Source organism: Desulfoluna butyratoxydans (assembly GCF_900699765.1).
Taxonomy (GTDB): domain Bacteria; phylum Desulfobacterota; class Desulfobacteria; order Desulfobacterales; family Desulfolunaceae; genus Desulfoluna; species Desulfoluna butyratoxydans.
Genome location: NZ_CAADHO010000001.1, coordinates 828,809 through 840,927 on the forward strand (window position 1 = coordinate 828,809; position 12,119 = coordinate 840,927).

At 60.1% G+C, this 12,119-nt stretch carries 13 protein-coding genes; 8 read left to right on the plus strand and 5 right to left on the minus strand.

The features are described from left to right. Positions 1-21: 21 nt before the first annotated feature. The 5 genes from MSL71_RS03595 (at position 22) to MSL71_RS03615 (ending at position 4,553) form a co-directional block, all read left to right on the plus strand. On the plus strand, positions 22-1,566 hold the full coding sequence (locus MSL71_RS03595) for a BCCT family transporter (protein ID WP_180137283.1): 1,545 nt from the start codon (positions 22-24) through the stop codon (positions 1,564-1,566). Positions 1,567-1,762: 196 nt separating this feature from the next. After that, positions 1,763-2,107 carry a UxaA family hydrolase gene (locus MSL71_RS03600; RefSeq protein ID WP_218950939.1) on the plus strand — a complete coding sequence of 115 codons (345 nt, stop codon included), beginning with the start codon at positions 1,763-1,765 and terminating at the stop codon, positions 2,105-2,107. Then, positions 2,104-3,312 carry a UxaA family hydrolase gene (locus tag MSL71_RS03605; protein WP_180137284.1) on the plus strand — a complete coding sequence of 403 codons (1,209 nt, stop codon included), beginning with the start codon at positions 2,104-2,106 and terminating at the stop codon, positions 3,310-3,312. Before MSL71_RS03600 ends, MSL71_RS03605 begins: the two co-directional genes overlap by 4 nt. A 373-nt stretch (positions 3,313-3,685) precedes the next feature. After that, complete coding sequence (locus tag MSL71_RS03610) at positions 3,686-4,030, plus strand: CGGC domain-containing protein (protein ID WP_180137285.1); 345 nt, start codon at positions 3,686-3,688, stop codon at positions 4,028-4,030. A 241-nt stretch (positions 4,031-4,271) separates the two neighbouring features. Further along, complete coding sequence (locus tag MSL71_RS03615) at positions 4,272-4,553, plus strand: Trp family transcriptional regulator (RefSeq protein WP_246317699.1); 282 nt, start codon at positions 4,272-4,274, stop codon at positions 4,551-4,553. 265 nt (positions 4,554-4,818) lie between these two features. Here MSL71_RS03615 and MSL71_RS03620 read toward each other — a convergent pair whose 3' ends face one another. From MSL71_RS03620 to MSL71_RS03635, 4 genes are read right to left on the minus strand one after another with little or no spacing between them, the layout of a single operon-like run. Further along, positions 4,819-5,820, minus strand: coding sequence for an ABC transporter ATP-binding protein (locus tag MSL71_RS03620; RefSeq protein ID WP_180137286.1), 1,002 nt, complete (start codon positions 5,818-5,820; stop codon positions 4,819-4,821). Positions 5,821-5,822: 2 nt separating this feature from the next. After that, positions 5,823-6,506 (minus strand): ABC transporter permease, encoded by a 684-nt coding sequence (locus MSL71_RS03625; RefSeq protein ID WP_180137287.1) that lies wholly within the window; start codon positions 6,504-6,506, stop codon positions 5,823-5,825. 21 nt (positions 6,507-6,527) lie between these two features. Further along, the gene (locus MSL71_RS03630) at positions 6,528-7,334 is read right to left on the minus strand and encodes an ABC transporter substrate-binding protein (protein ID WP_246317700.1); all 807 of its coding nucleotides are present in this window, start codon (positions 7,332-7,334) and stop codon (positions 6,528-6,530) included. 55 nt (positions 7,335-7,389) lie between these two features. Continuing rightward, positions 7,390-8,316, minus strand: a complete 927-nt coding sequence (locus MSL71_RS03635) for a helix-turn-helix transcriptional regulator (RefSeq protein ID WP_180137289.1) — start codon at positions 8,314-8,316, stop codon at positions 7,390-7,392. Between the two features lie 270 nt (positions 8,317-8,586). Between MSL71_RS03635 and htpX the strand changes: the two genes are divergently transcribed. From htpX to MSL71_RS03650, 3 genes are all read left to right on the plus strand, one after another. Further along, a complete protein-coding gene (htpX, locus tag MSL71_RS03640) occupies positions 8,587-9,612 on the plus strand; it encodes a zinc metalloprotease HtpX (protein ID WP_281374422.1) in 1,026 nt (341 codons plus the stop codon). A 387-nt stretch (positions 9,613-9,999) separates the two neighbouring features. Further along, positions 10,000-10,599: a MarC family protein gene (locus tag MSL71_RS03645; RefSeq protein ID WP_180137290.1), complete on the plus strand. Its 600-nt coding sequence runs from the start codon at positions 10,000-10,002 to the stop codon at positions 10,597-10,599. A 346-nt stretch (positions 10,600-10,945) separates the two neighbouring features. Then, complete coding sequence (locus MSL71_RS03650; RefSeq protein ID WP_180137291.1) at positions 10,946-11,893, plus strand: rhomboid family intramembrane serine protease; 948 nt, start codon at positions 10,946-10,948, stop codon at positions 11,891-11,893. On the opposite strand, the gene MSL71_RS03655 is transcribed toward MSL71_RS03650, so the two are convergent. Further along, a complete protein-coding gene (locus MSL71_RS03655; RefSeq protein WP_180137292.1) occupies positions 11,874-12,074 on the minus strand; it encodes a hypothetical protein in 201 nt (66 codons plus the stop codon). The genes MSL71_RS03650 and MSL71_RS03655 overlap by 20 nt on opposite strands. Positions 12,075-12,119: the final 45 nt, after the last annotated feature.

The window sequence follows — 12,119 nt, forward strand, 5'->3', positions numbered from 1 at the left end:
GAAGCAATAAGGAGCAACACCATGCAAACCAAACGGCTCGACATGCCCCTTCTGATCACCAGCATCGCCATCGTCACCGCCATTGTGGCCGGGCTCACCCTCTTTCCAGAGGCGGGCAAGGCAGGCGCAAACCATATCTTCGGTCTCTTCACCAAACTTTTCGGCACCCCGGTCCTCCTCACCGTCTTCGGCGCGGTGGTCTTTCTGGTGGGCCTGGGTTTCAGCAAATACGGATCCATCAAGCTGGGGGACGGCAAGCCCGAGTACACCACCTTCAACTGGGTGGCCATGATGGTCTGCGCGGGCCTGGGATCAGCCACCGTCTACTGGGCCTTCTGTGAATGGGCTTACTACTTCAACGCACCGCCCATGGGAATCACCGCCCACACCAACGGCGCCTACGAGGTGGCCACCACCTACAACCTCTTCCACTGGGGCATCAGCGCCTGGGCAACTTACTGCATCGCGGCCCTGCCCGTGGCCTACCACTTCCATGTACGGAAAAATTCAGGTCTCAGCCTCTCGGCCGTGTGCACGGCCATCCTGAACAGGAAAGAGACCGGACCTGCCTGGGCCCTCACCTGCCGGATCATCGACGTCATCTTCATCTTCACCTGCTTCGGCGGCCTCAGCATCACCCTGGGGGTTTCGGTGCCCATGGTCTCTGAGATCCTCTGCTCCATCCTGGGCATGACACCCAGCTTCGGTTTCAACCTGGCCGTGATCCTCGGCATCTCCGCGATCTTTTCCCTGAGCTCCTATGTGGGCATTTCCAAGGGCATGCAGCGCATCTCCAGCATGAACACCTACTTTGCCATCGGGTTCTGCCTGCTCATCTTCCTCATCGGGCCCACCCTGTTTATCGTCAAGTCCACCACCAACGCCATCGGCACCATGCTCCAGGATTTTGTCAAAATGAGCCTCTGGACCGATCCCATCGGTGAATCCGGTTTCCCCGAAGGCTGGACCATCTTCTACTGGCTCTACTGGATCACCTACACCCCCTTTGTGGGCCTGTTCATCACCAAGATATCCAAAGGGCGCACCATCCGGGGGGTCATCCTCAACATGCTTGTGAGCGGCAGCATGGGCTGCTGGTTCTTCTTCGGCATCATCGGCAACTTCTCCATGAAGACCCAGCTCACCAAGGCCGTGGACGTGGCCGGGATGGTGGCCTCGGGCAAAGGCAACGCCGCCATCGTGGAGATCATGAACACCCTGCCGGCAAGCAGCCTGTTTATCATCATGTTCGCCCTGATCTCCGTGCTCTTCCTGGCCACCACCCTGGACTCGGCCGCCTACACCATGGCCGCCACCGTCACGCCGGGCCTCAAGACCGGTGAGGACCCCTCACCCATGCACCGCCTCTTCTGGTGCGTGATGCTGGCCGCCGTGCCCCTGGCCATGATGTTCATCAACGCCCCCTTGAACACCATCAAGACCTGCGCCATCGTCACGGCCGTGCCCCTGACCTTTATCATCTGCTACATGGTCTACGGCTTCATCACCTGGCTGCGTGCCGACTTTGCGGATCTGACCGAGATGGAAATCAGGGCCCGCGGTTGATCAACAGAAGCAACGACCCGGATTGCCTCCGGCAAGTCCACCGGAGGCATCCGCAGCCAGATGTAAACGCCCTTGGGCTTTGTCCTGAGGAACGAAGGGCAACGCTTAGGGGCAATCCGGGGTGCAGGGGATCATCCCCTGCCCGCCGGAGGCAATCTTTTTATCCCTAAAAAACAGGCAGACTGCAGGAGGATATATGGCCAACGCCATGATCATGGCCGAGCCGGACAACGTGGCCACGGTGCTTTCGAGCGCCGCGGCCGGGAGCCCGGTGGAACTGATAGAAAAAACGGGGGGCAGGCGTGCCCCCATGGAGGCCGGTGAGACAATCCCGGCAGGCAACAAGATCGCCCTTGAAGCGATCCCCAAGGGAAGGGACATCATCAAGTACGGGGTGGCGGTGGGCTATGCCTCCTGCGACATTGCCACAGGCACCCTGGTCCATGTACACAACGTGCGCAGCCATCGCATCGATATCCCGGACAGCATCATCGATGAAATCTTGAATCAGATGGGACTCAAACAAAGGGGCAACCCATGACACAGACATTCAACGGGTACCAGCGAGCCGACGGGTCCGTGGGCATCCGAAACAAGCTGCTCATCGCGGCGGTGGACGAGTGCGCCGACGGCGTGTGCCGCGCCATTGCCAGGAGCATTCCCGAGGCAGTGGTCATCACCAACGTGGTTACCTGCATGATGGCGGGCAACGAAGAGCTTCTGGCCAACATCATCGGCTGCGGCAACAACCCCAACGTGGGCGCCGTGCTTGTGGTGGCCATGGGCTGCGGCAGCATCGACCCCGAGGTGGTGGCAGGGCCTGTCCGCGCCACAGGAAAACCCGTGGACACCCTGAAAATCATGGCCTGCGGGGGCTCGAAAAAAGCCATCGCCGCAGGCACAACAAAGGCAAAAAGCCTTGAAGCGGCCCTTGCAAGCACCCCTGAGGTCGAGGCCGACCTTTCGCGTCTTGTCGTTGGCGTCAAGTGCGGCGGTTCGGACACCTCCTCGGGCCTGGCTTCCAACCCCACCGTGGGAGTGGCCGTGGACCACATGGTGGATCAGGGTGCCACGGTCATCGGAGGCGAACTCATCGAGCTCATCGGCGGTGAGCCCTACCTCACCAAGCGCATGGCCGACCCGGCGGTGAAAAAAACATTCCTGGAGCTGGTCGCCGCCGAAGAGAAGCGGTGGAACATCCCCGGAGCCGAGGTGGAGATCATGAGCGTGGGCAACAGCACGGGCGGACTCACCACCATCGAGGAGAAGACCCTGGGGGCCATCTCCAAGTTCGGCAGCCGCCAGGTGGTGGGAGTCCTTAAGGCCGGTCCCGAAGGGATCGAACGCCCGGACCCCGGGAAACCCGGCCTTTACATCAGCGAAGCCACCCATCTCTGCGGGGCTTCCGCCGTCAATTTTGCCGCCATGGGCTGCCAGCTCATCCTCTGGACCAGCGGAGGGGCGGGCTTCAACAACCCCATGGTTCCGGTTATTCGCGTCAGCGGCAACCCGGAACTCATCACCGAAGACCAGGACATCGACGCCACCCCCATCATGCGGGGGGAAGCCACGAGCCGGGAGATCGGTGCAAAGCTGATCCAAACGATCTGCGAGGTGGCCTGCGGCGCCCCCACGGCCATTGAAGAGGTGGCCTCCTCCTTCATGAGCATCTACCAGAAGGAACAGCGACTGGAGAGCTGCCTGGCCCTGTCGGGCACGCCACCCTGCAAATCGCAAACGGCCTGATGACTGAATTCTCCCCGGCACTGCCCAGCCAGAAAAACGCCGGGGGGTTCAAAACCAGCCATGGGCATGGGTCCGGCAGGGCCAACGCATTTCATTTTTTGCCTCCGGCGGCCCTGCCGGGGGCCAAACGTTTGAAAAGTTAGACAAACAGGCTTCGCTTTTTTGGTGTGCACAGCGACCGTGCATAGCCCATCTTAATTTTTACGTTTTGCCGGAAAGTTTTTGCGGAGCTTTTTTCAAAAAGCGACCCGCCGGAGGCAACTGAATTGTTGCATGCGTTGGCCCTGATGGTCCCGTCAAGGGGTCTTGACACCCCAGAACCCCTGTCCTATGATTCGGCCCAATATCTACTTTACCTCAAAAGGAGTAAAACATGAAAAAGGCGATTGTCGTAGGATGCGGCTCCTATCTGGAGTCTGGTTACGGATGCCCCGGTGAATGGCGATGTCTCAAGGCAGGTGCCATGGGCGACGGCAAATTCGAAGAACCCACCCAGATCATCGGGTTTGTGAAGTGCGAATGCCCCGGCCGTGCCGCAGCACCCAACGTCGGCATGACCATCAAGCTCTCCGGTGTCAAGCCCGACGCCATTTACCTGAGCAGCTGTATGGTGGGCGCCAAGCCCGACTGCCCCTACTCCACCCCGGAAGAAAAAGCCAAGTTCATCGAAGAAAAAACCGGTGTTCCCGTCATCTTAGGCACCCACGATTACAAATAAGGGGTGTTTGAGGAGCCACACGGCAAGGCCCTTTTGGGCCATGCTGCTTGTCCTCAGCCCCACCCGCCGCGCGCCCTTTGGCGTCGATGCCGCTTCCTGTCGGCCCTCGACATTGCCACAAGGGTGCGCCGCAGGTTCTGTATCTGATGCCTTCCAGGCCGTCATGTTTCTTTTTACAGAAACACCTTCTCTGTGATATAACCCCATTTCAATCGACCTTTGACCTTACCCCCGGAGCGACATGATGAAAGAGGCCTACGACGAATTATTGAGCGTGCTCGCAGAGACCACCGACCTGGAAAAGGTGCGCGCCTTCCTTGACGACATCCTCACCCCCAAGGAGCGCTCGGATCTTGCCATGCGATGGCAGCTCATGGTGGAACTCCATCAGGGACAGACCCAGCGAAGCATCGCCAAGCGCCACAACATCAGCCTCTGCAAGATCACCCGGGGCTCTAAGATCCTCAAGACCGAAGACTCCTTCACCGCCAACGCCCTCAAAAAACGCCACCCCAAAGAGTAGTCCACGCCTCCGGCAGACCTGCCGTGAGCCATCAGTTGCCGACTTTTATGCGATGTGCCTGGCTTGACGCACAGGCCATGCTTTTGCGCGCACCCAGCCTCCGGCCTTGCAGGGTGAAGCCATCTCGGCTGTGGAGGCAGAGCCTCCGTGCGTCATTCCCAGGCAGAGCCTGGGAACGAAAGGTCCCCTGATGCAGACTCGGTATTCAACACGGGCGAAGCCCGTCAGCAAATGCGCAGGGCGAGGAACGAGCCCCCAACCCTGTTTAGAGCCACTGGACGGATGAAAGGGGGTAGGAGACGCGGACGGTGCGGCCCGGTTCCGGGAGCTGGTGGGGAGGGCAGGAGAGGGTGAGGGGAAATCCGGCGCCAATGAGGGTAACCCGGGCGCCTGTCCGGCCTTTTTCCAGGGCGGTTTCCCGCACCTCGGCGTCGAACCCGGCTTCGTGGGCCCCTTCTTCCGTCCCCATGCGAAGGCATCGCTCGGGGACGGCGGCCACGGCATCGGCCGACGGGGGTTCGGGAAGGGCAATGGTCCCCTGCCCTGTGCCGGCAACCCACGCGCCGGAGGCAGGGTCTTTGGCAAAGGGACCGAAAAGGAGAAGGCCCATCTTTTCGGTGACGCGCCGCCCCCGAAAGAAAAAGAGGATCTCGTCGCTGACGCTGTCGAGCCAGGCCGCGTCGTGGCTGGTGAGGATCACGGTTTTTCCGGGCTGAGCGGCAAAGGCGAGGATGGCCTGATGGATGAGAAAGGAACTGGCCGCGTCCACGCTGGCCGTGGGCTCATCTAAGATCAGCACCTCAGGGTCCAGAACCAGGCGGGCTGCAAGGGCCACCCTCTGGGCTTCGCCCCCGGAGAGTTCATGTCGCCTGCGCCGGGAAAAGGCATCAAAATCCAGGCCCACCCGGGCAAGGGCCCGGCCCACCTTGTCGGCCACGTCCGTGGTCTCTTTTTTTAAGGAGAGGCCGTAGCGCACGTTGTCAAAGACGCTGCGATCCAGCAGAAAGGGGGTCTGGGGCATGAGGGTCACGCGGTGGCGGACTGCCGGGGAAAAGGGGTGCTCTTCCCGGCCTTCAAAAAGGACCCGACCCTCATCGGGTCGCTCCACAAAGGCCAGAAGGCTCAGCAGGGTGCTCTTGCCGCTGCCGTTGGGCCCGGCAATGCCCGTGACCCGGCCTGCGGGAATGGAAAAAGAGCACCGATCCAGGGCCCTGGCCGCACCGAAACACCGGGACACCTCTTCCAGCTGATACAAAGGGCGATCCATGCCTACCTCCTGAAAACCGACACGCTGACATTGACCACCAGGGCGATGCTGAGCAGCACCAGTCCCAGGGCGATGCCCTCGGCAAACATGCCCTTGCCCGTTTCCAGGGCAATGGCCGTGGTGATGGTGCGGGTGTGCCATTTGATGTTTCCCCCCACCATCATGGAGATCCCCACCTCGGTCATCACCCGCCCCATGGCTGTCATGGCCGCGGCCACGATGCCGTAGCGCACTTCCCACAGGGTGGTGAAGAAGAGCTGGCGCTTGTCGGCCCCCAAAGAGACCAGGGTGAGCCGCATGCCGTTGTCCAGGTTGTCCAGGGTTGCCGCGGTAAGGGCGGTGATGACGGGAAGGGCCAGAATGGTCTGGCCCACGGAGATGGCGGGAATCGTGAAAAGAAGGCCCAACCCGCCCAACGGCCCCCGATTGGAGAGGAACGCATATACCAGCAGGCCGATGAAGACTGTCGGAAGGGCCAACATTGTATCCACGATGGTGCGCGCCGTTTTTTTCCCCCGGAACTCACAGTATCCGAGGAAAAAACCGGCGGGCACCCCGATGAAAAGGGACATGCCCATGGAAAGAAAGGCTGCCTTGAGGGTGGTGGTGACCGCCGAAAGGGTCTGGGGGTCTGCCTGAATCAGCAGCACCAGGGCCCGATAAAAACCGTCAACGAGAAAATCCACCGCCCCTCCTTGGTCCTGGCCTTATTGGGCGTTGGGGGTAAACAGCGCCATGCCCAGCAGGCGGAAATCGGCGATGAGCTTCTGGGCCCTGTCGCCTGCCATCCACGCGGAGAAGGCCTCGGCCAGCTCCTTTTGGGCATCTGGGCAGTTGCTGCTATTGAGGATCAGCACGCTGTACTGATTCTTCAAAATGGCGCCGCCTTCCACGAGAACCTTCAAAGGCGGGTTGCCGCCGTTCTTGTGGCTGTACTTGATGTAGGTGCCGCGGTCGGTCATGGTGTAACCGCCGCGCTCTGCGGTGATGTTAAGAGACGCCAGCATGCCCTGGCCGGTCTGGACGTACCAGGCTTCCTTTTCGGGAAGGGGGCCGCCCGCCGCTTTCCAGAGCAGCTTCTCTTTTTTGTTGGTGCCGGAGTTGTCCCCGCGGCTCACAAAGGTCTTGCCTTTGGTGCGGATGGTGGCAAGGGCCTTTTCCACGGCCATGCCCTTGACCTTTGCCGGGTCGGCTTCGGGGCCGACGATGACAAAGTCGTTGAACATGATCTCTTTGCGGGACTCGGCGTAGCCGTCTTTGATGTACTTCTTCTCGGCAGGGGGCGCATGGACGAGGAGCACGTCCACGTCACAGTTCATGCCCAGCTTCAGGGCCTTGCCCGTTCCAACAGAGGTCCACTTGAGCTCAATGCCCGTGTCCTTGGTGAACTCCGGGGCCAGGTAGTCCAGGAGTCCGGTGTTGTCGGTGCTGGTGGTGGTGGCCATCATAAGCGCCTTGGCCTGAACACTTCCCGCCACGGCAATGGCCGCCACAAGGGCCATCATCGTGGTCATAAATCGTCTCTTCATCATGGTAAATCCCATCCCTTGTTGCATCTGGTTGTTCATGTCACGGACCGTCGGGAAACCGCATCAGCCCGCTCCCCTCAATATCGTATCCGGTCAAGCCCTGTTTCAACTCGTTGAGAGAGCTCTCCCGAAGCAGGGCCAGAAAGCCCTGAACCCTTCGATCAAAATAGAACTCACGCAGCACAAGCAGGTCGAACCGCTCCCGTCGCAGGGGATAAAAGCCAAGCCCCAGAAGCTCTGCCACGGTCCGGATGCCCGGTCCGGCGTCGGCCCGGCCGGAGAGCACGGCCAGCCCCACGTCCATATGGCGGGAAACCTCCTCACCGTAGCCGTCGAGGCTCACGGCCTCAATGCCGCACGCCTTGAGTTCCCGGTCGAAAAGAAGCCGGGTGCCTGTTCCCAGGGGACGGTTGACAATGCGAATCCCGGGCGCCGAAAGGTCGGCCACACCGGAAAAATCGGTCCAGCCCGGGCGGTACACGATGCCCTGCTCCCGGTGGCAGAAGTTGATCACCACCGGCTGACGCTCCAGCTCCCGACCGGCAAACTCAAAGTTGTAGTCCTGGTCGTCGGTGGATACGAGGTGGCTGGAGGCGATATGGCACATACCGCTCTTAAGAGCCTGGATGCCCCCCATACTGCCCACGTTGCCAAAGACCGCCAGCTCTCCCCGACGGCTCCTGTTGTACTGGGAAAGCACCCGGTCCAGCAGCAGGTCGTTGCTCCCGGCCACCACCAGGGGGCCGCTGCCGCCGGTGTGGATATGGGCGGCATCCGGGTAGTTGATGGTGCTGTTCTCCACCCACTGCTCCACCAGGTATCTGGGGAAGAGCCACTTTCCCGTGACCTTGGACGCGGGCAGGCCTTTGTCCGAAATCAGCTGATAGACCATCTTCTCGTTGACACCGAGAAAATCGGCCACCTCTCTGGTGGTTAGAAGGTCTTTTCCACGACCCCTGTTTTTCATCCATCCCCCTTGAAACAATGCATTTCAGCGTTTCAGAGTTACCCATCCCATCCATTTCTTGTCAACTCATTTTGAAGAGACAGACCAAGAATAACTCAAAATGACCCATGATGACAACCAGCCCCCATCTTGTCCCTTTTCCGCCGGTTTTTCCAAAGCCTCATTTCGTGTTTCACGCCGCCCCGCCCCTTGCCAAAGCAAAATTTGTCTTTATCTTTTGGTGAATACACTTCGGATTCATCCCCTTCAGCGCCCCAAAGGCCAGAAAGAATGCAGACCGACGTCCCGCAATCCGCACCGCCAGCCATTGCGGGCCAAGGTACCGGGCGCAGGGGCGATGTTTCCGAGCCCGAATATTTCATTCTCATCAAGGAGTCTTCCATGGGCAACCAGATCAAAACCACCATGCTCTTAACGGTCTTAACCCTTCTTATTATCATGGCAGGACGTGTCATCGGCGGCCAGGCTGGCATGGTCATCGCCCTGGTCCTGGCCGGGGGCATGAACTTCTTCTCCTACTTCTACTCGGACAAGATGGTCCTTAAAATGTACAAGGCCAGGGAGGTGAGCCGAACCGAAGCGCCCAAACTCTACGCCATGGTCGAAGAGCTTGCAGGTCGCGCCGGGCTTCCCATGCCCAGGGTGTGCATCATCCCCCAGCAGGCCCCCAACGCCTTTGCCACGGGCCGCAACCCGGAACACGGGGTGGTGGCCGTCACCCAGGGCCTTCTGGACCTCATGGGTCCCGAAGAGGTCAAAGGGGTCCTGGCCCATGAGCTGGGCCACATCAAGAACCGCGACATCCTCGTGGGCACCGTGGCCGCCACCCTGGCCGGTGCCATCATGACCCTTGCGTCCATGGCCCGCTGGGCCGCCATCTTCGGCGGAGGGCGCAGTGATGAAGAAGGAGGCTCCGGCATCTTCGGCCTCATCGCCATGAGCATCATCGCCCCCATGGCCGCCATGCTTGTCCAGATGGCCATCTCCAGGTCCCGGGAGTACCTGGCCGACGCCACCGCCGCCCAGCTCACCGGCAACCCCGAAGGCCTGGCAGGCGCCCTTGAAAAACTGGGGGCCGCCTCCAGCCGCATCCCCATGGACGCGGAACCGGCAACGGCCCACATGTTCATCACCAACCCCCTGTCGGGCCGCAGCCTGGCCAACCTCTTCTCCACCCACCCTCCCATCGAAGAGCGGGTGGCCAAGCTCCGGGGCACGCGTCCCCGCCCCACGGGCGGCAGCCCCAAGGGCCCTTCCGGCCCCGCCAACCCCTGGGACCACATCCGGGGAAAGTAAAAAAGAAGCCTCCAAAGCTTATTGCCCTTGCGCTTTCTCCTTCGTTCCTCAGGAAAAATCGCAAGGGCCGGCGGCCTTTTGGGGCGGTGTCATCAAAAACACCCCGGTGACCGATACGATGACGAAGGCCACTACGCCCCATTCACCACTCACCATTCACTACACCCTATTCACCATCCCCTACTCCCCGTTTGCGTCCCCCTCCAAGATTTTATAAAATCCTTTCAAATTCCTGTTTTATCCCTCCCTGATTTGGTGTATACAAAGCTGCCTCCCCATGGAACATCTGTCGTTTTCCAAACCCGGGGAGCTGTTTGCCCGGCTGCCGGAGCCCGAAGTGTCCCGGCGTGCCCATGCGTAGTATTCTGAATCAAGGAAGCAAGCCCCGTGGACCTCTCTTTGTTCATCAACGACGCCCTGAAGATCTTCTTTATCTTCACCCCCTTTTTCGTTCTCTCCGCCTTCATCTCCATGACCCAGGAGATGGAAGAAAAGGAGAAAAAATGCCTGGCCCTGCGGGTGACCTTCGGCATCATCGTCATCTCTTTCTGCGTCTTTCTCTTCGGGAAATACCTCTTTGCCCTCTTCGGCATCACCCTGGATGCCTTCCGCATCGGGGCAGGCAGCATCCTCTTCCTCTCGGGGGTCTCCATGGTGGGGGGCAGCTCCAACATCAAGAGCGCCGGGGAGGGCAACGACATCGCCATCGTGCCTCTGGCCCTGCCCATCACCGTCGGTCCCGGGGGGATCGGGGTCCTGCTCCTCTTCGGCGCAGAAGCCACCACCCTTCCGGCCAAACTGGAGATCGGTGCGGCCATCCTCACGGCCTCAGGCTTTGTGGGTTCCATGCTCTTCTTCGCGCCCCTGGTGGTCAAAGCCGTGGGCAAGCAGGGGGTGGTCATCCTCTCCAAGGTCACGGGCCTCATGATCTCCGCCATCTCCGCCCAGATCATCTTCACCGGCATCCGAAATTTTCTGCTGCTATAGAATAAAAGCCTCCGGCGGGTCGCTTTTTGAAAAAAGCTTCCGTCTTCGCCTTCGGCAGGGCCACCGGAGGCAATTTTGAGCTGAAAACGATGAAGGGCATTTAGCATTTTTTAAACAGCTCCCCCCCACGAACACCCTTGTCCCCTGGTTTCGGTCGATCTTTAGCGGTTGTTTTGAAAGCCCCCAACAGGGCTACTGAAGGTTTTTTCCCTTCAACCGCCCCGCCTTCTATAACCCATCCCCTATGCCCCATGACCTGCTTCCCCCTTGCAAGCACCCGACAAAATCGGCAGGATAGGAGCCATGAAAGCCGAACCCCACAACCACACAGCCTAAGGGACCGCCCATGATCCCCCTGAGAGATACCCTCACCTCCCGCACCCTGCCGGTGGTGAACACCACCCTTATTGTCATCAACCTCCTGGTCTTTCTGCAGACGTTGTCGCAACCAGCCCACTTTTACCATATTTACGGACTGGTCCCGGCGCGCTACACCACCCCTGCGGCCTGGGAGTACTTTGGCGTGACGGGCCAGATGACGGCCCTGGTCTCTTTCATGTTTCTCCACGGCGGCTGGCTGCACCTTTTCGGCAACATGCTCAGCCTATACATCTTCGGGGACAACGTGGAAGACCGGCTGGGCCATGTACGCTACCTTCTCTTCTATCTGGGCGGGGGTGTCGTCTCCGGGCTCTCCCACATGCTTTTGAATCCGGGCTCCACCGTGCCCACCATCGGGGCCAGCGGTGCCGTGGCAGCGGTCATGGGGGCTTATTTCCTCCTCTACCCCCGGGCCAAGGTCCTGACCCTGGTGCCCCTGTTCTTCATCCCCCTTTTCTTTGAAATTCCGGCTTTCATCTTTCTCGGAATCTGGTTTCTCATGCAGTTCTTCAACGCCACCGGCGGCAGTGCCAGCGCCATTGCCTGGTGGGCGCACATCGGCGGGTTTCTCTGCGGCATGGCCTTTGTTCTGGTCACCGGCGCCCGCAAGGCGCCCACCAAACCACACAGGTTCCAGGCCGTCCGGTCACGGTCCCCGCGCCTGCAGATCATCCATGTCCGCGTGGACCAGGGAGGCTTCAACCTCACCGGGCGCCTTGCCATCACGCCCAAAGAGGCACGCAAAGGGGCGGTCAAGCGCATCAACCTCTTCCGCTTCGGCAAGGGCCGCCTCATCAAGATCACCGTGCCACCCGGTGTCGAACCGGGCAAACGGCTTCGCTTAAAAGGCCTGGGGCTTCCCCACCCCAACGGGTCACGGGGCGATCTTTTCCTCACCATTGCCATGGATTGATGGAGCCGAAATCATCGGACAACGGCCGGTGCCGTTGTCCGATCCCCCTGCCTTTTCTTGGTGTTAGCCCAAAGAGATCGCTTCCCCCTTTGTATTGACATTCCCGAACAATACTCATAGTATTTTCCTTCCCACGTTTTTTTACAGGCATTACTGCATCTTCAAAAATAACATAGTTCATGTGCGCCACCATGGTACCAAGGCAAGATCCGCGGGCTTCGAGCCC

Excerpts from the sequence above, each read along its gene's own strand:
- MSL71_RS03630 (WP_246317700.1), bottom strand. The coding sequence starts at position 7,334 with ATGACCACGATGATGGCCCTTGTGGCGGCCATTGCCGTGGCGGGAAGT.
- MSL71_RS03610 (WP_180137285.1), top strand. The coding sequence starts at position 3,686 with ATGAAAAAGGCGATTGTCGTAGGATGCGGCTCCTATCTGGAGTCTGGT.
- MSL71_RS03600 (WP_218950939.1), top strand. The coding sequence starts at position 1,763 with ATGGCCAACGCCATGATCATGGCCGAGCCGGACAACGTGGCCACGGTG.
- htpX (WP_281374422.1), top strand. The coding sequence starts at position 8,587 with ATGCAGACCGACGTCCCGCAATCCGCACCGCCAGCCATTGCGGGCCAA.
- MSL71_RS03595 (WP_180137283.1), top strand. The coding sequence starts at position 22 with ATGCAAACCAAACGGCTCGACATGCCCCTTCTGATCACCAGCATCGCC.
- MSL71_RS03605 (WP_180137284.1), top strand. The coding sequence starts at position 2,104 with ATGACACAGACATTCAACGGGTACCAGCGAGCCGACGGGTCCGTGGGC.
- MSL71_RS03650 (WP_180137291.1), top strand. The coding sequence starts at position 10,946 with ATGATCCCCCTGAGAGATACCCTCACCTCCCGCACCCTGCCGGTGGTG.
- MSL71_RS03635 (WP_180137289.1), bottom strand. The coding sequence starts at position 8,316 with ATGAAAAACAGGGGTCGTGGAAAAGACCTTCTAACCACCAGAGAGGTG.
- MSL71_RS03655 (WP_180137292.1), bottom strand. The coding sequence starts at position 12,074 with ATGAACTATGTTATTTTTGAAGATGCAGTAATGCCTGTAAAAAAACGT.
- MSL71_RS03615 (WP_246317699.1), top strand. The coding sequence starts at position 4,272 with ATGATGAAAGAGGCCTACGACGAATTATTGAGCGTGCTCGCAGAGACC.
- MSL71_RS03620 (WP_180137286.1), bottom strand. The coding sequence starts at position 5,820 with ATGGATCGCCCTTTGTATCAGCTGGAAGAGGTGTCCCGGTGTTTCGGT.